The organism is Chryseobacterium sp. RR2-3-20 (genome assembly GCF_017808115.1).
Lineage (GTDB): Bacteria > Bacteroidota > Bacteroidia > Flavobacteriales > Weeksellaceae > Chryseobacterium > Chryseobacterium oryzae.
The window spans coordinates 24,269-46,482 of the sequence record NZ_JADQBD010000019.1 but is presented as its reverse complement, the minus strand read 5'-3'; the positions used below and the strand labels follow the sequence as shown (position 1 = coordinate 46,482).

General features: G+C 35.0%; 15 protein-coding genes. 2 read left to right on the top strand and 13 right to left on the bottom strand.

The window, feature by feature from the left end; genetic code table 11:
- Positions 1–211: 211 nt before the first annotated feature.
- Entirely contained in the window at positions 212–1,234 is a 1,023-nt protein-coding gene (locus IV513_RS06760) for a 3-oxoacyl-ACP synthase III family protein (protein ID WP_209389847.1), read from the bottom strand.
- A gap of 74 nt (positions 1,235–1,308) precedes the next feature.
- Between IV513_RS06760 and IV513_RS06755 the strand changes: the two genes are divergently transcribed.
- Positions 1,309–2,208, top strand: a complete 900-nt coding sequence (locus IV513_RS06755) for a CorA family divalent cation transporter (protein ID WP_209389846.1) — start codon at positions 1,309–1,311, stop codon at positions 2,206–2,208.
- A gap of 38 nt (positions 2,209–2,246) precedes the next feature.
- Here IV513_RS06755 and IV513_RS06750 read toward each other — a convergent pair whose 3' ends face one another.
- The 10 genes from IV513_RS06750 to IV513_RS06705 all read right to left on the bottom strand — a co-directional run bounded on the left by IV513_RS06750 (position 2,247) and on the right by IV513_RS06705 (position 15,065).
- On the bottom strand, positions 2,247–3,227 hold the full coding sequence (locus IV513_RS06750; protein ID WP_209389849.1) for a DMT family transporter: 981 nt from the start codon (positions 3,225–3,227) through the stop codon (positions 2,247–2,249).
- Positions 3,228–3,292: 65 nt separating this feature from the next.
- Entirely contained in the window at positions 3,293–5,866 is a 2,574-nt protein-coding gene (locus IV513_RS06745) for a T9SS-dependent M36 family metallopeptidase (RefSeq protein WP_209389845.1), read from the bottom strand.
- Positions 5,867–5,991: 125 nt separating this feature from the next.
- The gene (locus tag IV513_RS06740) at positions 5,992–8,595 is read right to left on the bottom strand and encodes a T9SS-dependent M36 family metallopeptidase (RefSeq protein ID WP_209389844.1); all 2,604 of its coding nucleotides are present in this window, start codon (positions 8,593–8,595) and stop codon (positions 5,992–5,994) included.
- Positions 8,596–8,762: 167 nt separating this feature from the next.
- Positions 8,763–10,553 carry a 30S ribosomal protein S1 gene (gene rpsA, locus IV513_RS06735; protein ID WP_209389843.1) on the bottom strand — a complete coding sequence of 597 codons (1,791 nt, stop codon included), beginning with the start codon at positions 10,551–10,553 and terminating at the stop codon, positions 8,763–8,765.
- Between the two features lie 249 nt (positions 10,554–10,802).
- Entirely contained in the window at positions 10,803–11,525 is a 723-nt protein-coding gene (gene rluF, locus IV513_RS06730; protein WP_209389842.1) for a 23S rRNA pseudouridine(2604) synthase RluF, read from the bottom strand.
- A gap of 1 nt (position 11,526) precedes the next feature.
- The gene (locus tag IV513_RS06725) at positions 11,527–12,084 is read right to left on the bottom strand and encodes a hypothetical protein (protein ID WP_209389841.1); all 558 of its coding nucleotides are present in this window, start codon (positions 12,082–12,084) and stop codon (positions 11,527–11,529) included.
- The gene (truB, locus tag IV513_RS06720; protein WP_209389840.1) at positions 12,081–12,776 is read right to left on the bottom strand and encodes a tRNA pseudouridine(55) synthase TruB; all 696 of its coding nucleotides are present in this window, start codon (positions 12,774–12,776) and stop codon (positions 12,081–12,083) included. The genes IV513_RS06725 and truB overlap by 4 nt, the downstream gene beginning before the upstream one ends.
- A gap of 177 nt (positions 12,777–12,953) precedes the next feature.
- A complete protein-coding gene (locus tag IV513_RS06715; protein WP_209389839.1) occupies positions 12,954–13,772 on the bottom strand; it encodes an undecaprenyl-diphosphate phosphatase in 819 nt (272 codons plus the stop codon).
- A 98-nt stretch (positions 13,773–13,870) separates the two neighbouring features.
- Entirely contained in the window at positions 13,871–14,167 is a 297-nt protein-coding gene (locus IV513_RS06710; protein ID WP_209389838.1) for a DUF3098 domain-containing protein, read from the bottom strand.
- A gap of 1 nt (position 14,168) precedes the next feature.
- Positions 14,169–15,065 carry an ABC transporter permease gene (locus IV513_RS06705; RefSeq protein WP_209389837.1) on the bottom strand — a complete coding sequence of 299 codons (897 nt, stop codon included), beginning with the start codon at positions 15,063–15,065 and terminating at the stop codon, positions 14,169–14,171.
- A 91-nt stretch (positions 15,066–15,156) separates the two neighbouring features.
- Here IV513_RS06705 and rsmA point away from each other — a divergent pair, with 91 nt between their 5' ends.
- Positions 15,157–15,927, top strand: coding sequence for a 16S rRNA (adenine(1518)-N(6)/adenine(1519)-N(6))-dimethyltransferase RsmA (rsmA, locus tag IV513_RS06700; protein ID WP_209389836.1), 771 nt, complete (start codon positions 15,157–15,159; stop codon positions 15,925–15,927).
- Between the two features lie 50 nt (positions 15,928–15,977).
- Here rsmA and IV513_RS06695 read toward each other — a convergent pair whose 3' ends face one another.
- Both IV513_RS06695 and IV513_RS06690 read right to left on the bottom strand, forming a co-directional pair.
- The gene (locus tag IV513_RS06695; RefSeq protein ID WP_209389835.1) at positions 15,978–18,341 is read right to left on the bottom strand and encodes a choice-of-anchor L domain-containing protein; all 2,364 of its coding nucleotides are present in this window, start codon (positions 18,339–18,341) and stop codon (positions 15,978–15,980) included.
- A gap of 114 nt (positions 18,342–18,455) precedes the next feature.
- Positions 18,456–22,058 carry a choice-of-anchor L domain-containing protein gene (locus IV513_RS06690; RefSeq protein WP_209389834.1) on the bottom strand — a complete coding sequence of 1,201 codons (3,603 nt, stop codon included), beginning with the start codon at positions 22,056–22,058 and terminating at the stop codon, positions 18,456–18,458.
- Between the last annotated feature and the right edge of the window lie 156 nt (positions 22,059–22,214).

The window sequence follows — 22,214 nt, the reverse complement described above, 5'->3', positions numbered from 1 at the left end:
ACAAATTAATTTAACATAAAATTTACCCTCACGTAACATTAACACCATAACAGCATGGATATCAGCCACTATTTTTTTAAACAACTGTTTGCTTTTTTTATCTGAAAGCTAGGAATGTATTAAGATTGGATAAATAAACGCCCGAAAATAAAAGGTAATTACATAAAAATACCTCCAAATGGAGGTAAAGATAAGCTATAAAAAAAGTCTATTAATATTCAAACAAAATACTTCCCCAAGTAAAGCCACTACCAAAAGCGGATAGTAAAACTAAATCCCCTCTTTTAATTTTCCCTTTTTCAATCGCTTCACTTAGCGCTATCGGGATAGATGCTGCAGTTGTATTACCGTATTTTTGAATATTGTTATATATTTTTTCATCCGGAAGTCCAAATTTCTGCTGTACAAACTGAGCAATTCGGAGATTTGCCTGATGTGGAATAAACATATCCAAATCTTCTATCGTTTTACCTGCCTTAGATAATGCCTCCTGCATGGTTTCCGGAAATCGTGTTACAGCATTCTTGAAAACAAAATTCCCATTCATAATAGGATATACTTCTTTATTGGTTACATTTTCTGGTTCTTTTCTCATCCTGTCGCTCCAGCCAAATTTGGAACCCGGAAACTGCGTACAGAGTTCGTCTGCATATTTCCCTTCAGAATGCATGTTCATTGCCAAAATATCTCCTGCATTTTCATCTTCGGTTGCAGAAAGAACTACTGCTCCTGCTCCGTCACCGAAAATTACAGATACTCCTCTTCCTTCATCCGAAAAATCTAACCCAAATGAATGAATTTCAGCTCCCACAACAAGAATATTTCTGTATGTACCAGATTTTATGAATGCATTGGCAACACTCATCGCATATATAAATCCGGAGCACTGATTTCTTACATCTAAAGCTCCAATAGTATCACAGCCTAACATTTCCTGAAGTAAAACTCCACATCCAGGAAAGTAGTAATCTGGAGAAAGCGTTGCAAAAATAATGTAATCTATATCTTTTGAACTTAAACCTGCATCTTGAAGTGCTTTTTCGGAAGCTTTAAATCCTAAATATGCAGAAGTTTCGTGAGAATCATTTCGGTTGAGACGGTGTCTTCTTTCTTTAATGCCGGTACGCTCTGTAATCCATTCGTCATTGGTCGTCATTAATTTTGCTAAATCATCATTGGTAACAACATGATCTGGGACATGAAATCCTATTCCTTTTATTGTACTTTTAATCATATAGTTTGTTTAATTTTGGCAAATATAAAACTTATTGAATACATACTATTTTAAAATATCAGTATTTTTACTTTATGCCGATTAATACATTTTACAGAGATTCTAACTGCGAATGGATAGACGTAGAAGCTCCAACTCCAGAAGACATGCAGTTTCTACATGAAAGATACCAAATTAATAATCTTCTTCTGGAAGACACCATGGATCCTAACCACCTCCCAAAATATGAGGAAGATGGTGATGTGAAATTTTTTCTCCTGCGTGAAAGTACTGAACTGGAACGGAAAAACCTGAATACTATAAGCGATATCAGCACAAAAATAGGAATCTTCATTCTTGAAAAAACGATTATCACCATCCACAGAATGAAAACAAAAAGTATTTCTGAAACCAAAAAAAGTCTTTCTGCCAATAATGAATTTTATTCTCCCGATAAAATAGCTCTGAAAATAAGTCTGCTCATTATGAAAAGCTTTGATGATGAATCTCTGAGCCTATTTGAAACAATGGATAATATCGAAAATGAAATTTTCCTGAAAAATACCAACCACACCAACGAAATCCGAAGACTATACCGACTGAAAAGAAAATCTGGTCTCAACTCCCGTGTAATGACTATTTCTATTGATGCTATTGATAAGTTTAAGCTGCTTGATATTCAGGATGCAGAATTTGTAGATTTAAAGGATAAGCACAAAGATGTTTTAACAGATTTCGATCATCTTAATGCCCAAATTACCAACTTAATTTCTATGTTTTTAGCCCTTTCGGATCAGAAAGCCAATCAGGTAATGAAAGTTTTGGCAATTTATTCTGTATATTTTTTACCCATCACCTTTATTGCAGGTTTATACGGAATGAATTTTGACAATATGCCTGAACTCCACACCAAATCTGGCTATTATATTACTTTAGGCATCATGCTCGCCATTGTAGTAATAACTTTTATATATGCAAGAAGAAAACAATGGTAAAAAGAAAACCGTTTCAAAAGAAACGGTTCTTAAAATATTTAGGTAATCTGAATTTCTGATTTATTCTTTTTTGAAGGCAAATTCATTAAAATAATTGCCATGAGAATTAAAAGAATTCCGATCCACTGAATTAATATTACTTTTTCATTTAACATAAAAAATGCCATCGTTACGGAAACCGGGAGTTCTAAAGACGATATAATACTTCCCAAACCTAAACCTGTTTTAGGAAATCCCAAGTTGAATAAAATGGGCGGTATTATGGTTCCAAATAGTGCCAATACAAAACCGTAACTCCAAAAAATAGATGTATTAAATGGCTTTATGTGTGCTGTATTGTCTGTAAAATTTAAATAAAATAATTTTAGCGCATCAAAATGCATAGGACCTATCTGAGCAAAAAACAAAAATATAAGTATAATAACAGAGCCACCACTCAACATAATAATACTTTTTCTAAGTACCGGAAGATGCGTGGCTATGGTATTGGAAGTAAACATGGTTGCCGTAAATGATGCCGCCGCCAATAAACCCCAAAATATCCCTCTCCAATCGAGCGTTACCTCCAAATGAATTAAATTAGTTGCTAAAACAGTTCCGCATAAAACAATAATGGTTGCCAATATTTTTCTTGCGTTGGGAAATTTTTTCACCAAAAAGCTTTCTACTACAACACTGAACCAAACCGACTGCATTAAAAGGACAATTGCAACCGAAACAGCAATATACTGAACTGAAATATAATAAAACAAACTTGTACATCCCAACGAAGTTCCTGCAAAAACCAAACCTCTCGTTTCTTTTGCAGTGGGTGATGAAAGTTTCTTTTTAGAAGTTATTGTCTGAATAAAATTCAAAATTAAAAGTCCTACTAACCCTAAAACAAACTGTGACGTAGTAACTTCTGCTGTTGTATAACCATCTTTATAAGACATTTTAACGAAAGTTGCCAACATCCCATAAACGCTGGCTCCCAATGCCACAAACAAAATTCCTTTTACAATGTTCTTCTTCATAATTTTTTAAAAAGCCGGCAAATATACAATAAATAATATTGTTATTTTTTACAGAAGCAATTACAAAATTATTTCTGAACAATCAGTTTTGTTTTAAAATCTACCCCAATTCCCTGAACACTTACTACATAAACTCCATTTTCGAAATCTTTAGTAGAAACAGGAATTCTTGCATCTGGAGAAGATCTGTTTTCGGATAACACAAGTTTTCCGGACATATCATACACCTGAACAAACAATTTACCTATGGTATTATCTTTCAAATAAATAAAAAATTCATCTTTTGCAGGATTGGGATATATTCTAATGAGATTTCGGTCTACGGGAGCATTTGTATTACCGTCTCTACAGTCCGCAGGTACAGAAAAATCTTCTACCTGATCGTTTATATTGGTTTTGCTTCCTGCTAATGCATTCAATCCTAAACCTCTTCTTGCAAATGTTTTCCAAATCATACAACGGTCTTCTCCTTTAGAAGTAATAATTTCTGCATCCAAAATTGCATTTCTGCCATCAATAAACGTAGGATTACAGGTCTGTAATTTTAATGCATCGGTTACCAACTGTAAAACTTTGGCACTTCCACTATTTTTATCTGTTACAACATCTGAGGAATAACCATATTTTGCTGCATACTGCCAATGTAAATCCCAAAGCATCGATGCCCAAACAAAACCTATTCTGTGAACATCCGGAACTATCTGTGAATCCTCTTCAAACTCCATTCCATTGGTATCTCCGTAAGTATAATCGTTCACAGAAAAATCCGGAGAATATTTTGCAGGTCTGAATCCCAATCCGGTTTTAGGTTCTCCACTTGCATAGGAGCCTACACTTCTAGGAACTGAAGCATTATCTCCTGGGCTGTTGGTAAGCATTAAAGCAAAAAAATCTGACCATCCTTCTCCCATTTGTTCTTTACTTTGAACTGCTGAAAGGCAAGTAAATCCGTTTCCGGTTAATCTGTTTGAAATTCCATGACCGTATTCGTGAGTAATAATTCCATTATCAAAACTTCCATCGGGAGTTACTGCAGTATTGGGATCGCTTTTCAGGCTTACATTTACTGTTAAAGAATTATTTAATTGTGTTTTAATATATTCTCCTTCTGTATAGTTGATTAAAACTGAAGGTATAGTTATAGACGGATCTATTCCTCCCATCGAAGAAGGAAAATTTGCTGCTCCCTGATTGTTATAAATGATTACAGCAACTGCACCAGCATCTTGAGCATTCTTCACTTTCGATACAAAAGTACAGTTCGTACCACCTCCCCTTTCAATAAGCCCAATTTTTCCTGCTAAAGAATTGGCAGCTAACGGTGAACACCCATTTATTACATTTGCTACTACCACATCGCCTGTTACGCCAACATTATTTAATGAAGGACCAAACTGGGCAGCACTTGCCTGAGGAATACGCACAACCGCTGAAGCAGGTGCATTATAATAAAAATACCTGTTTACCGTAGACCAAAGATACATTTGCATAACAGGTTTATTTCCATCTGCTGGAGTAGTAAAATTTGCATTATTCAGTCCACCGCCGTCTTGAGCTTCAGCTAAAAGATAATCGTTTCCGACACCACCTTTCCCGAAATTATTCTGCTGAAAATTTCGTGCAGATTCTGTAAAACCAAACTGATAAAATATATCATGAACTTTATTGGTTGTATAAAATAAGTTGGTAATTGCCGCATTTTGATTGAAGGCTGGGCTTCCATTAAGAGAAAAAGGAAAATTAAAACTTCGTGCAGAACCCCCATCCGGAGAATATCCTGGCTGATTTTTATCTGCTTTATCTTCATATGCAAAAACATTGTTTCCTCTTGTAATGGTATATTTATCTATTCCTGTTGAATGCCATCCTTCTGGTGAAGAAGATAAAATCCAAGGATTTGATACTATGGAGCGATTTCCAAATGTAGGTGCTTCTATAGGCAAAGGAAATACGTTATAGTTTGCGTTATCAGGTGAAAGAAGTGATTTTTTTACCTCTTCTTTCTTATTTTCTAAGTTTGGGTTTATGATATTCCGAGAATAGGCATCAGGATGAAAACTGCAGCTTAATGTTAGATTTTCTTTCAGAATAATTTCCCCTGAATGAGCATCAACAATGATATTCCAAAATTTTGAACTTTTTAAATCTTTTACAGAAAACTGATAAGCCAATTTCAAATCTGACCGATCTGTAAAATACACCAGTTTTTGTCTGACAAAACCTTTATTTTCTGGCTCTCTATCGGATTCATTAAGAATTGCATAATTTTCAATTTCTTTTTCATTCAAAAAAGTTGAAATATTCTGAAGTGCTTTCTCTTTGGTAACAGACGCTATTTCTGATGAAACATAAGAATAGTTTTTAATGAAATTATCTTCATAATAAATTATTTTTTGATCTTTAATAACAGCAGTACCCACAGAATTATATACCGGAAACCCTTTGAAAATTTGCTGAGTTTTCACAATCTCTGCATTTAACGATTGAGAAAAATCAGTATTATCTATTTCAAAATCCGTTAAATCCGGTTTTTCAAAATTCTGAATTTGTGTAGTAGAGATATAATTTTTCAGCAATCTTTGGTTTTCCTGAGAAAAAAAAGAATACGGAATTAAAATAAAAAGAATAAAAAAATATATCATATTTATTTTAAAAGTAAATTTACTATTCATAACTACACTTTTCGCCTTATAAAAGTAAGAAATCTTTCTAATAAAAAAGACTGTCTCTAATGAAACAGTCTTTGTATTAATAATTTTTAAAATTACTATTTGGATACGATAACTTTAGCTGTTGTATTGATACCTAAGCCTTTTACCTTCACCATGTACGTTCCATTAACCAATTTATCTGTAGAAATTGATTTTTTAGAATCGGGAGAAATTTTATTTTCTGAAGTAACAAGTTTACCCGACATATCGTAGATTTCCACATTCACTTTTCCTAAAATATTTTTCGGGAAATTAATGAAAAATTCATTTTTGGCTGGATTTGGATAAATTGAAATTGCTGTATTTTTAACACTTTCTGTTTCAGAAGTTGAAAGCACACATTCTGTAGGAACTGTAAAATCTTCTGTTTGATCATTAATGCTTGTTTTAGTTCCCGCAGAAGCATCTACTCCAAGACCTCTTTTAGCAAAAGTTCTCCAGATCATACATCTGTCTGCACCACCCGTTTTTGCCATTTCTGCAGCCAAAATAGCATTTCTTCCATCTATAAAAGTTGGATTACACGCTTGTAGTTTTAGTGCATTAGTTACTAATTGTAAAACTCTCGCACTTCCACTTGTGGGATTTGAAGTAACATCGGATGAATATCCATATTTATTTACATATTCCCAATTAAGATCCCAAAGCATTGTTGCCCAAATAAAACCAATTGAATGAACATCTGGAACTATAGCTGAGCCGTTATTATACTGCATTCCGTTTGTATTTCCATAAGTATAAGCATTTATAGCAAAATTAGGAGAATATTTTGCAGGTCTTATCCCTCCGCCAGTAATAGGTTGCCCAGAAGCATACGTACCTATGCCTCTTGCCACTGATGCATTATCTCCTGGCTTGTTGGTTAGCATTAATGCAAAGAAATCTGACCAACCTTCGCCCATTTGTTCTTTGCTCTGGTTAGAGTTTAAGCAATTATACCCACTTCCTGTTAATCTATTGGAAATCCCATGTCCATATTCATGAGTAACAATACCGTTATCAAAACTTCCATCGTATTTTGCATCGAGTCTTAAATCTACATTCACCGGTATATTTGAAAATAATTTACTCTTAATATATGTTCCTTCAGAATTACTTATTAAAATCGACGGAATTGTAATTGTAGGATCTGTTCCCTGCATTATTCCCAATGTAGATCCATTTGCCGCATCATTATAAATAATAACTCCTATCGCACCTGCATCCTGAGCATTTTTAACTTTTACAGGGAAACTACAGTTAGAACCACCTCCTCTTTCAATAAGACCTATTTTTCCTGTGAACTCTCCAGCAGGAAAAGGTGTACAACCTGTAACATTGCTTGCAAATTTTACATCTCCGGTAACACCTACATCATTCAGTTCTGGACCAAATTGCGCATAACTTCCAACAACATTTCGTGAAACTGCATCCGAAGGAGCATTATAAAACAACCTTTTATTAGACGCAATCCAAAGATACATTTGCATTATTGGATTATACCCATCAGGATAAGGTGCAAAATTAGCATTATTATATCCTCCTCCATCTTGAGACTCAGCAAAAACCTCATCATCACTTGCTCCTAAATTTCCGAAGTTATTATTCTGAAAGTTTCTTGCGGATTCTGTAAAGCCAAATTTGTAAAAAATATCGTGCACCATATTGCTTATATAAAACAAATTGGTAGTAGAAGCAGATAAATTATTAATTGCTTTCGCATTAGCATCATAAGGAAAATTGAAATTTCTTACACTTCCTCCATCAGGAGACAATCCGAAAGTAGTTTCATCATCATCTTTATCATCATAAGCATAGACATTATTACCTCTTGTTATGGTATAATGAAGCAACCCATTAGAATGCCACCCTTCTGGTGAAGATGCTAAAATCCAGGGATTGGTAACTATACTTCTCGAAGCAAAAGTTGGAGCTTCGGTTGGTAGTGCAAAAACATTGTACGAAGCATTGTCTGCCGACAAAACCAAACTGTTTTTACTTGTATTGTAATATTCCTTATTTTGAGGAAATAAAACACTGTAACTTTCAGAATCTCTACTATAAGCTCCTTCGTGAAAGTTACAAGATAGATTAATATTTTCTTTACTTAAAATATTTCCCGACTGTGCATCTATAAGATAACTCCAATGGTTAGAAGATTTAGGCTCGTGTACTAAAAATTCGTACGCAAACTTCAAACTTCCAGATTCATCGGAAACATATACCAATCTTTGTTTAGCAGCGAGATGCTTATTATTTCCAGCATCAGAAAATTTAATAATTGGAAGATTAGAAATTTCGGCTTTTCCAACATCAAGAGCTATTTTGTTAAGGGCTATTTTTGGGGTAATTGAAGCTGTAGCTTCAGCAGCGACTTTATAATCTTTAATAAAATTATCTGTGTAATAAACAATTTTATCATTTTTTACTAAAGCAGTAGCAACTGCATTGTAAACCGGATAACCTTTATAAGTTTGTTGTGTTTTAATTATATCACCATCTAATGATTTTGAAGAATCTACATTATCTATAACAAATTCATTAAGATCTGATTTCTTATATTCTTTAATTTTATTTTGAGAAATATAATTTTTAATTAAATTTTCATTAGACTGTGCAAATGATTTCAAGGATAATGTTGATAAAACAACAATTACAAGCGGTAAAACTACTTTTTTCATTTTAATTTATAAGTGCGCAAATGTACAATTAAAAACCAATGAAATTGAATTTATATTGAATTATTCATAAAATATATTAAAGCGTAAAATTTAAGAGTTTTTATCTAAAATCATATTAAAAAAAAACCACTCTTGCGAGTGGTTCTTATATTAAAATGTGAGTGAGATTATTTACCTCCTTCCATTTTCTTTTTCAATTCTGCTAATGCATCGATATCTCCTAGAGTAGATCTTTCTTCGTTATTAGATGAAGAAGATACATTTCTGTTAGCAGATTCTTTCACATTCTTTTTCTCCTCATCTCTGAAGATTCCTGTGTGAGAAACTACTACTCTTTTAAACTCTTTGTTGAATTCGATTACCTTGAAATCAGCCTCTTCACCTTTCTTGATTTTAGATCCATCTTCTTTCTCTAATAATCTAGATGGGCAGAAAGCTTCAACTTCAGCATCTTCAAATTGTACAGAAGCACCTTTATCGTGTACTTCTACAGCTTTACCAGCGTGTACAGTTCCTTCAGCGTATTTAGTTTCGAATTTATCCCAAGGGTTTTCAGTTAATTGTTTGTGACCTAGAGATAATCTTCTAGCTTGGATGTCTAATTCTAGAACTACAACATCTAATTTATCACCAACTGCACAGAATTCAGATGGGTGCTTAATTTTCTTAGTCCAAGAAAGATCAGAGATGTAGATTAATCCATCAATCCCTTCTTCCAATTCTACAAATACACCGAAGTTTGTAAAGTTTCTTACAGTTCCAACATGTTGAGAACCTACAGGATATTTAGCTTCGATATTTTCCCATGGATCTTTAGATAATTGTTTCATACCTAAAGAGATTTTTCTGTCTTCTCTATCTAAAGTAAGAACTTCTGCTTCTACTTCATCACCAACTTTTACGAAATCACCTGCACTTCTCAAGTGAGTAGACCAAGACATTTCAGAAACGTGGATTAGACCTTCAACACCTGGAGCGATTTCTACGAATGCACCATAGTCTGCAAGAACTACTACTTTACCTTTTACTTTATCACCTACTTTCAAGTCAGCAGAAAGAGCATCCCAAGGGTGAGCTTCTAATTGCTTCATACCTAATTGGATTCTTGTTTTCTCGTCATCAAAATCAAGGATAACCACTTTCACAGTTTGTCCGTCTTCTAGGATTTCAGATGGGTGGTTCACTCTAGACCAAGAAAGATCTGTGATGTGGATTAATCCATCAACACCTCCAAGATCGATGAATACACCGTAAGAAGTAATATTCTTAACAGTACCTTCAAGAACTTGTCCTTTTTCTAACTGAGCGATGATTTCTTTTTTCTGACCTTCGATATCTGCTTCGATCAATGCTTTGTGAGATACAACTACGTTTTTGAACTCAGGGTTGATTTTCACAACTTTGAATTCCATAGTTTTACCTACGAACTGATCGTAATCTTTAATAGGCTTAACATCGATTTGAGAACCAGGTAAGAATGCTTCGATTCCGTGTACGTCTACGATCATACCACCTTTAGTTCTAGATTTAACAAAACCGTTTACGATTTCTCCAGTTTCGTGAAGTTCATTTACTTTATCCCAAGCTTTAAGTGTTCTAGCTTTTCTGTGAGATAATTGTAACTGACCTGTTTTGTCTTCTCTTCTGTCTACCATTACTTCAACTACATCACCTACGCTTAAGTTTGGATTGTAACGGAATTCGTTAAGAGAAATAACACCTTCAGATTTGAAATCGATGTCTACGATAGCTTCTTTGTCAGTTAATCTTACAACTTTACCAGTGATAACGTCGTTATCATTTAAGCTGCTAAGAGATCCGTTGTAGATTTCTTCAAGATCACTTTTTTCTTTTCTTGCATCTGCATCTAGACCAGATTCGAAAGAATCCCAGTCAAATTGTTCTGGTGCTACGTTTTGGTTTAATAAAACCTCTGCTGAATTTGTCTCTTTTGACATTTTCTAAAAAATTTGTATTCCTTCTTTTTTAACGGTTTGAAAAATTGTGGTTTTAAAAAATACGGAAGTCATTAATTATTAATATTTTACTTTCCCCAAACCTTACCACGAAAAGTGGTGCAAAATTACGATTTTTTTATTAATATAACTATATAAATTCCAAGTAAAATATTTTATAATATAAAAAACAAAAGCCTTACTATGAAGAGGTAAAGCTTTAAAAAATTTAAATATAAAAATTAATCACCATCATTCATCCGTTTTAGAAGAATCTTCAAGCAACAGAGATAGTTTGGAAAACTCTTCCTGGGTAAGATCCCGCCATTTGCCGACCGGAAGATCCAGTTTTATATTCATAATCCGAATACGTTTTAGTTTTTTTACTTCATACCCCAAAAACTCGCACATTCTTCTGATTTGCCTGTTTAAACCCTGAGTTAAAACAATACGAAACGTCATATCATCTATTTTCTCTACCTCGCACTTCTTAGTAACAGTATCTAATATAGGAACACCGCTTCTCATTTTCTCAAGAAATTTCGGGTTAATAGGCTTGTCTACTCTCACAAAATATTCTTTTTCGTGATTATTTCTTGCACGAAGAATTTTGTTAACAATATCTCCATCCGATGTAAGAAGAATAAGACCTTCACTGGGTTTATCCAGCCTTCCGATAGGAAAAATTCTTTTGGGATGATTAATGTAATCTACAATATTGTTTTTTTCTCTATGCGTATCTGTGGTACAGACAATCCCGATAGGTTTATTGAAGGCGATATATACATGATCTTCCTGAGGCTCGCGGATAGCTTTACCATCCACTTCCACAAGATCTTCATCAGAAACTTTAGTTCCCAATTCCGGAATAACTCCGTTAACAGTAATTCTTCCTTCCTCCAAAAGTTTGTCTGCAGCTCTTCTTGAGCAGTATCCCATTTCGGATAAATATTTGTTGATGCGTGTTTTTTCCATTTTACTGAAGCTTCTTGTTAGAAAAAAAGGTAATTCCGTAAGAAAAGCCTATAAAAAAAGTACTGTTTCCGTCAAAATTCTGAACATCCAAATTAATTTGAAACTTATTTCCCAGACTTTTAGTAATCGGTTCAAAAAAACCGAAGGAAAGACCTATTAGCTTCGCATTTTTAGAGGAAGTATGATTAATCTGAGTTCCAAAATTGGCAGAAATATAGGTAAATTCTTCATCTTGCGGATTACTTATAATAAAAAACGGCTGAACCGTCCAATATATCACATGAAAGTTTGGATCAACATAACTGTACCTAAGCCCTATTCCTAAAGCAAACCAATTGAGTGGCTGATACCCAACCTGTGCCGCAAAACCATAATTAAATTTTCCGGGATCAAGGTTTTGTCTCTGATATTCGCTGGTTACCTGGCTTTGCTTAATCATCGCAGCAACATCGAAACCAATATTGGCTTCCACTACACCAAAAATGCCCAATTTATTGGGTTTTTCCTGAGAAAATAAGAAGTTTGAAATTAGAAGCAGTAAAAAATAAAATTTTTTCATTCTAAAAAAGTAAAATCGTTTTCGAGGTAATTTTTATGGGCATCTTCAACAGAATACTCTCCTATTTTGGTTCTTCTAAGCTGAGTAAGATATGCTCCAACGCTCAATTCCTGCCCGATATCGTGTGCAAGACTTCTGATATAAGTTCCTTTTGAACACCCCACAATAAAGCTAACTAGAGGGAAATTAATTTCAATCTCTTTAATATAATGAATGGTGGTTTTTCTGGATTTCATTTCTACTTCTTTCCCTGCTCTTGCCAAATCGTATGCACGGTTTCCGTCAATTTTAATGGCGGAAAAAATGGGTGGTTTCTGTTCAATTTCACCTAAAAATTTGTCTAAAGCCGTTTTCACATCTTCTCCCGTAACTTTTGAATAGTCCTGCTGAAGAATTTCCGGTTTTTCGGTATCGTAAGATTCGGTTTGTACGCCTATTTTTATTTCTGCCCAATATTCTTTGGGGGCATCCTGTATTTCGGGAATTTTTTTGGTGAATTTTCCGGTACAGACAATTAAAAGCCCTGTTGCTCTTGGATCTAAGGTTCCTGCATGACCAATTTTGAATTTTTTCGGAAGATTAAACTCTCTTTTGAGTTTGTATTTGAGTTTGTTTACTGCCTGAAAGGAAGTCCAGTCCAGAGGTTTATCCAGGAGAAATATATGTCCGGTTTGCAATTGTTCGGAAGTCATTTTTAGGAATAATGAGGGGTGAATAATTTTAAAAATTTCAATTGGGCTAAAATAATGAATTTACATCCGAATTCTACAGCCCGGCTTGAACGGAGCTCTTTTTGCGAGGAGGTACGACGAGCAAAAAAGCGGGAGTGGAAGACGGATTAAGCTGCCCAAATAAAAAAAATACTGAGATTATTTAAACCAATAAAAATAAACCAAAAGCCCTATTCCTACGATAATTCTGTACCAACCCCAAGGTTTGAAGCCATATTTATTGAGCAATCCAATGAAGGATTTTATGGCAATTAACGCTACAATAAATGCCACAATATTGCCTACAACAAATACGGTGATATTTTCTGAAGATGAAAAAATCATTTCGTAGCCTTTGCTTTCATTAGGTGTTCCTTTTCCCCATGTTTTCACGAAAACTGAATAAACCGTCACCGCTAACATGGTAGGAACTGCCAAAAAGAAAGAAAATTCTGCAGCGGCTTTTCGTGATAACCCCTGAGTCATTCCACCGATGATGGAAGCGGCACTTCTACTGGTTCCAGGCATCATAGCGAGACACTGCCAAAAGCCTATGGTTACTGCTTTTTTGATGGATATTCCTTTTTCATCGTGAATGACAGGATTTTTGAACCATTGGTCTGCAAACAAAAGCACGACCCCACCTAAAACCAAAACCGTGGAAATGGCAATCTGATTCCCTAAAACGGCTTCTATTTTATCGTCCAGAAAATATCCCAAAACCAAAGCAGGAACTACCGCAAAGGTAAGTTTATAATAGAATTTTAAATTACTGAAATCGAAAAACTTTTTCCAATATGCGACAACCACCGATAATATTGCCCCAAACTGGATGGAAACCTGAAACATTTTTAGAAATTCGGTTTCCTGCATCCCCATTAAACTGGCGGTAAAACCCATGTGAGCCGTTGAGGAAATTGGCAGATATTCTGTAAGCCCTTCTATGATAGCAATAATGATTGCTTTGATTAAATCCATCTTGAAATATTAAATTAAAAAAGATTAAGAAATTGAGATATTTAGTAACGAATAACCAAATTTCTGAATTTCTTAATCTCTGTATAAAAAACTGTAATCTATTTTCTTTTTAAAATAGCGTAAACTTCTATCGCAAAACCTATCACGACAAATAATGGCGCTATTCTTATTCTTCTGATGGAAAAAATATCTTCGTTCCAAGAATTAGGATCAAACTTACCGTTTACTGTATTGGCATCCGAACCCATCATCAAAAGAAATCCGAGCACAATACATGCAAGCCCAATCAGCATCCATTTGTAATTTTCTTTTCCGAAATAGAAATTATTTTCTTTAGGAGTTTCTGTATTGCCTCCAAAATCTTCTGCAGAAAATTTGTTTGTTTTTTTGCTCATGTTATGAATAATATAAATCGTCGACATTAGATCTCAGGAATCTCCATGTCGCAATAATTGTACTTAGAACCGTTATAAATATTCCTACTCCAAAAACACCTGCTACTAACCAAATATACTGGTTGGTATCCTGTACAAATGGAGTTTTGATGGTTGTTGTAAAGTAATACCAAATTCCAAATAATGCAAGCAATCCTATTACTGCCCCTAAAAGACCTAAAACAACAGCTTCTTTAATAAATGGTGTTAAAATAAATCTACGTTTTGCACCGACAAGCTGCATGGTTTTAATAATAAATCTTTTAGAAAATACCTTCAGACGTATCGAATTGTTGATTAAAACAATTGCCAAGACCAAAAATAAAACACAAAATCCTAAAATCCATTGCAGTATGGTATTGAGTTTATCGTAAATCTGCTGCGATTCTGAATCATTTTTAACATCTACAACACCTGGAACTGCCTTAATCTGTTTAAGTACATTTACAATTTTTATGGAATCGTTGTATTCCGGCTTTAACGCTACTTCTACTGATGCAGGATAAATATCGTCTTCAAATAAAGCTTCAGTATCTATCCCCAAACTTTTTTTAGCTTCTGCTGTTGCCATTTTCTTGGAAATATACTTGGTATGCTTTACAGATTCCATTTTTTGAATTTGTTGTACCGCATCATCTTCAAGCTTCGCTATTTTTGCAGAATCTTTAGCATCGTAGTTTTCATCAAAATAAGCATTTACAACAAGTTGCTCCTTAAGATAATCAGAATATTTCTGTGCATTGATTAAAATAAGCCCCATAAGTCCCAATAAAAATAAGACCAAGGCAATACTTACCACTACCGTAATATTGCTGGATCTAAGCCTTTTCTTATTAAAATCATCTACCGATTTAGCCATTAATATTAAAATTTTTGGCTAAAATAGAAAAAATCTTCCGAAATTTGGGACGAATTAAAGAAAATCATTGTTAACGAAATCATAAAAAACATTGAGTGTAAAAGCCAAAAAACATCTCGGACAACATTTCTTGACCGATGAAAATATTGCCCGTAAAATTGTAGACGGACTTAGTTTTGAAAACTACGGCAATATTCTGGAAGTAGGTCCCGGAACAGGGGTTCTCACCAAATATTTATTAGAAAAAGAACAAAATCTTTATCTCGCAGAAATTGATACTGAATCTATTGATTATCTAAAAAATAATCATGAAGAAATCACCGATAAAAATTTTGTAGGCGACTTTCTAAAATACGATTTTTCTCCTTTAGCTGAGCAACAGACTGCTATTATAGGTAATTTTCCATACAATATTTCTTCGCAGATTCTTTTCAAAATTATTGATTATTATGAATTGATTCCTGAAATGGTTGGTATGTTTCAAAAAGAGGTTGCAGAAAGAACAGCAGCAGTACCAAGAACTAAAGATTACGGAATACTTTCTGTCTTAGTTCAGGCTTATTACGATGTAAAATATCTTTTTACAGTACATGAAAATGTATTCAACCCGCCACCCAAGGTGAAATCGGGTGTCATTAAATTAACCAGAAATCCTAAGGAAGGTCTTGCCGGAAATGAAATTCTTTTTAAACAGATCGTTAAAGCAGGATTTAATCAGAGAAGAAAAAAATTATCTAATGCTCTTAAAATACTTACCATTCCGGAAGCTCTAAAATCTCACGAGTTTTTAGACAAAAGAGCAGAAGAACTTAGTGTTGCCGATTTTATTTCTTTTACGAAATTGTGGAAAGATAATATATAGAAAAATGCCTCTCAAAACTTGAGAGGCATTTTAAATTTCTGTGAGAGATATTACTCTCTATTTTTAAGCATAATCCAACCCGATCTGTTCATCTGAACTTTAGACTTGTTGTATTCAAAATTAAACTTGTACCAGTAAGTTGCCGTAGGAAGTTTTTTACCTCCGACAGTACCATTCCAAACTGGAGTTTCTTTTGAGAATCTGAAAACCTCAACTCCATATCTGTCGTAAATAGAACCTGTGAAGTTTTTGAAATCTTTAAGCGATGTTAAATCTAAGAAATCGTTTACACCATCTTGGTTTGGAGTAATAATGTTATTAATCTGTAAAGTGAAAAATTCTATACTTCCGCTGCAGCTTGTTCCTTTGGTACGAACTCTTACCGTATAGTTGGTATTATCCAAAAGCCCCGTAAACACATTTGAATCCTGCCATAAAACCCCATCTAAAGAATATTCCAAATTGACCGAAATATTATTAATCATAGGATTAGCAGCTGTAACTGTAAGAGTATTGCTTTCGTAATTCAGTGCTGTAACATAAGGAGATGCAGCAGCCTGAACTTTTACTGTAAATTCGTCCTGGCAAATTCCATTTTTAATTAAAACTTTATAAATTCCTAATTTGGTAGCATTAATGGTCTGTGTTGTAGCACCGGTACTCCAAAGATAAGTATAATTTAATCCAGCACCTCCTGCATCCAGTACTATACTGTCTCCTATACACATTTCTACATCTTCAAGTGGGGTAGAAATTGCAGGAATTACTTCTACAGTAAATTTTGCAGGCTTTAAAGATTTACATCCTTTCGCTCCTATTGCATACACTTCAAAAGTTGTAGTTTGAAAAACTGTTGCAGTCTGTGTATTTCCATTTCCGCCGAAGTTCACCCATTCATAAGAAACGCCCCCTGAAGCGGTAAGAGTAACAGATTCTCCTGCACAAATCCTTATTCTGTCCGATATAAGACCCGCAACTGGAGTTACTTCACGCTGTAAAGTAAGCTTTACAAGAATACTACAAAATCCTCCGTCTGAGATAACAACATGTAGAATTTGCCCATCGGTTCCGTTATAATTGGCAACATTGGTAATAAAATTGGCATTTTTTGCCAGCGCATCTGCTAAATTTTCGTAAAAATGAAAAGTGGCATTGGGTGTTGGGCTCATTAAGGGTTTTGCTCCATTCAGATCAAAAGTTGTAATGTCTGGTGTACTGCAAAGTCGATATGTAGCATCTTGCCCCAAAGGTGTTGATCCTCCATTGATTTTAATAGATGCTTTTCCAGGACATGGATTTCCCGGAACACTCACTTCAACAGTATAATTCCCAGGTTCTATCACAGTAATTGTATTAGTTGTTGCACCAGGAATAGGATTTGTCCCGTAGAACCATTGAAATGTCATTGTTGGATCATTTACTGAAGCCGTAAGTACTGTAGGAACTTTATCACATACATTAATTTCACTTGGTAAAGTTGCACCAGTATTATCCAACAGTTCTACTCCAATATTAAAAGATCCACCTTCTAAAAATACAGCGGTATCGAAACTCGTATCTGCACCATAAGGTCCAAAATCTGCCACTACCATCTTAAAATGATAAGCTTGCCCGGGAATAACCGTTGCAACCGCTGTTAAAGGAACTGTTCTTCCTCTAAAATTAGTTTCTATAGGCAATGTATTATATCCAGCAAAGTAATTAGCATTAGATGCAGCGCAAGACCCAGGAATTTCAGGTCTGATATTGGTTACACTTACAGGTCCCGCTCCTCCGGGAAGAACCGCCATATTTACATAAGGACCACCAGATACAGGCTTAAGAAGTAGCGCAAATCCGTCCGCATATCTACATGGATATGAGCCGTTATATTCCTCTGAAGCAAGCAAATAATTAAATTTTATCTGCGATGTTGTTGGTACAAAATCAAACTCCAAAATTGCTGAATTAGTAAATGTACCAGCAACTCCTATGGCTGCGACAAGATCCGGATCGCTTCCACCAGTATTATTATCACTCAAAGTTCCTCCATAAGCTGAGTTACCAGCATTTCTTGCAAATCCTGTAGATAAAATAATTCCGTCTTTAAAAGGAAAATTCGTTGTCCCTCGATGAAAATACCCCCAAGATCTATTATTGTTGCTTACTGCTGAATTAGGAGTAACTGTCGCATTGGTAACATTCGGAACCAAGCATGTATTACTTCCTGAAGAAATCAATACATCTTTTACCAACTGTAAAGGAGAAAAATTGGTTTCCTGATATCCTGCCGCATTAACATCAATAAAAGCACCGGATTTTTTAGATTCAGCAGAAAGTATTTTCTTTTGAGGTTGTCTAGGCTCAGATATTTGAGCATCATATTTATTTACTGATATTAACAATAATAAAAAAAATAGTAAAAGCTTCTTCATAAGAATATTTTTTTAATCAAATTTATGAATTTATAACAATAAACCTTTATTATGAACAATAATTATTAAAAAAAAGAGTTGTTTTTTTACAAAACAACTCTTTTCAGGTTTATACTAATTTCTATTTTTCAGGAGAATCCATCCAGATTTCAATTCTAATTTTTTACTGGCTGGGTTTTCCCATTGTACGCGATACCAGTATGTTGCCGTTGGCAAATTAATCCCTTTAATAGAACCATCCCAACGGGTGTTAAATTTATCCGCCTTAAATTGTTCTGCTCCATACCGATCAAAAATTGATGCTGCGAAATTTTTATAATTGCTGATTCCGCTAAAATCTATATAATCGTTTACGCCATCGCTATTGGGTGTAATAGCATTACTCATAACAAAGGTAAAAAATGCTATAGTATTACTACATTTTGCTCCTTGAGATCTTACGTAAATAGAGTAGTTTGTATTTTTCAGAACATTGTAGAATATATTTGAAGGCTGCCATGTGACACCACCATCAATAGAATATTCTAAAATTCCACCAGTAGGATTTGTCGCTGTTAAAGTAAGCACATTTTCCTCATATCCGATATTTGTAAACTGGGGCAAATCTGGATTTATAATTTGAGCAGTAAATAATTTTGAACAGGTACCATTACTTATCGTTACCGAATAAGATCCAGGTACATTGGTAGTGATTGTTTGTGTTGTTTGTCCTGTACTCCAAAGATAAGTATAGTTGGGACCTGCTCCGGCATCTAGAGTTCCCGGATCTCCTGCGCAAACATAAACATCTTTCAATGTAGAGGTTATAGCGGGAACTACCTGTATTGTAATAGTAGCAGGAGTATTAGAAACACAACCATTACCTCCTAAAGCAAAAACCTGATAGGTTGTGGTAGTGGTCGGAGACACAACTTGGGTATTTCCTGTCCCAGTTAACCCCGTCCAATTATATGTAAATCCGCCACTTGCAGTTAAGGTCACCGATTCTCCGACACAGATTTTTATTTTTGTTGCTGTAACAGAAGCTGTTGGAGGTCCCACAACAACAGTAACAAAAGCCTGATTTGCTGAAATACATCCATTTGCACCTACAGCAAACACAGAATAGGTAGTGGTGTTCATTGGAGAAACGACCTGTACGTTACCATTTCCGGATAAACCTGTCCAATTATAGGAAACACCTCCTGAAGCGGTTAGCGTTACCGATTCTCCCGGACAAATCTGTTGAACAGACGAAGCAAGATTGGCAACTGGCAGAACTTTATCTAATACTACAGTTACTGTAGAGTTATAAGTGCAATTCAAACCGGAGGGTGAATTCGTATTTATAACCGTTAAAGTATAAGTTCCACCAGCATTCACTACCGGATTTAGGGTATTTCCTCCTGAAACTATATTTCCTCCAACAGTAGACCATTGAATTGTAGAACCCGAAGGAATAACAGAAGCTGAAGCATTCAATGTAATCTGAGGCTGAGAACAAGTGATCGTTTGCGGTGGCGCAATCGTAAGATTTGTTACAGCAGTTGTAAGAAGTTGTAAACTTACCACATAAGAACACCCACCGTTTTTCACCAAGACATAAATGGTTTGATTTCCTGCACTTTGGAAATTAGTAGCATTATTAATCGTATTAGCATTCCCGGCATTTGCATCCGCCTGATTTAAATAATAAGCAAATGTTGCCGTTGAAGTTGATGTAATATCAGATTGAGCAGATGTTAAGTCATAACTTATATTTCCTTGCTGATAACATTTTAAAATTGATGAATTCTGTACAGTAATCGGTTGCGAAACCTCAATAGTTATGGTTGCAGGATTTGCAGAAACACATCCATTTGCTCCGACAGCAGTTACAGTATATGTTGTCGTAGAAGTTGGCGTAACTGTTTGTGTATTTCCATTTCCCGAGAGCGATGTCCAATTATAAGTAGCTCCTCCCGAAGCAGTTAAAACCACAGATTCACCTTGGCAAATAAGTATTTTACTTGCAGATAAACCTGTATTGGGCGGTGCACTATCTCCCGTAACATTTACTGAAGCCGTTTTAGAACAGTTTACATTTCCCGGCTGAAAAACACTTGAAATTGTTAAGGTATATGTTCCTGCAGAATTTACTACTGGGTTCAAAGTATTTCCACCTGAAACAATATTTCCACCTCCTGTGGCTGCCCAAGAAAAAGTAGAACCTGTTGGATAAACCGATGCCGATGCATTTAAAGTAACTTGAGTATTAACGCATGTGATAATTGAAGGATTTGCTATTGTCGCTGTAATTTCCGGAGCTTTAACCAATTGTAATTGGGCAACTTTAGAACAAAAACCATTTTTTACCAAAACATAAATCGTCTGATTTCCCGCACTAGAAAAAGTTGTAGGCGTATTAATGGTGTTTCCATTTCCCGCATTGGCATCACTTTGATTAAGGTAATACGCAAAAGTTGCTCCCGGAGTTGTACTTATTGTCGTTTGGGCAGACGTAAGATTAAAATTAACATTTCCTGCAGCATAACAACTGGTTAAAGTAGCATTCTGAACAACAGGCGATGTTCCTCCAACAATTGTTACCGTTGCCGATCCCGGACATGAATTTCCCGGAATAAGTACTTCTACTTTATAAACTCCCGGCTGAGTCACAGTATATGACGCATTTGTAGCTCCGGGAATAGGGTTAGTTCCTAAATACCACTGGTAAGTTGCTCCCGCAATTTGTGTTGAAGCAGTAAGCGTCTGTGGTGCATTATCGCATACATTAATCGAAGATGGAAGCTGAACCCCTGCCGGATCTAAGATTTTGACACCAATATCAAAAGAACCTGCTTCTAAGAAAACCCCTGAATCGTAGGTAGGATCATCATAATCCGCCAATACCATTTTAAAATGATAGGTCTGCCCGGGAATTACTGTTGCCGTTGCAGTAAGAGGTATTGTTCGACCATTGAAGTTGGTTTCAATACTCGCTGTGTTATATCCTCCAAAATAAGCTTCATTTAAAGCTCCACACGACAGAACTCCACCACCAAACTGTGTTGAAGGACGAATATTTCTAACACTTACAGGACCTGCACCACCAGGAAGAACTGCAAGATTGGTGTAAGTAGGATCTCCAGATTTCTTTAACAATAAAGCGAAACCATCAACAAACTGACACGGAAAAGTACTATCATATTCTTCGGAAGCAAATAAATATCTGAACTTAATTTCTGTTGCAGTCGGCACAAAATCAAACTCGATGTATGTTGCATCTTCCAACATATTGTTGGGAATATTAAGTGCCGTAGCAAGATCTATATCTCCCTGAGTTCCTAAAGCATCGCCTAATGGACCTGACTGAAAAGAATTTCCGGCTTTTCTTGCCTGTCCTGTACTAAGCACAATTCCTTTTTCAAAAGGAAAATTTGTAGATGCTCTATTGAAAAATCCCCAGCTTCTGTTTTGGTTACTTGCTGCAAGATTGGGAGAAACAACAACATTAGAAACATTTGCCGTAGAACAGGTGGAACCTCCTGCTATTAAAACATCTTTTACGAGTTGAGTTATACTGTAAGAAGATTCTGTATAATTGGGAGTATTTATATCAATAAAAGCTCCTGCTTTCATTGTGAGATTAGAGGGTTTGCTCAAAACTTTAGCATTACGTCGCTGCGAAAAAACAGAATTACTCAGCAAAGTAAATACTAAAAGAAAAAATATATTTTTAAGTATGTTGTTGAACATTTTAACTATTTTCAACAAAAATACTATTTTTTTATTTAAATTCTATCTGAAAATCAATTACATTATTAACAGCTTAATTTTCGCTAACAGTTTGAATTCAGTATTTTAGAAAACAAAAAAGACCGAAATAATCGATCTTTTCTTGTCAACATTTTA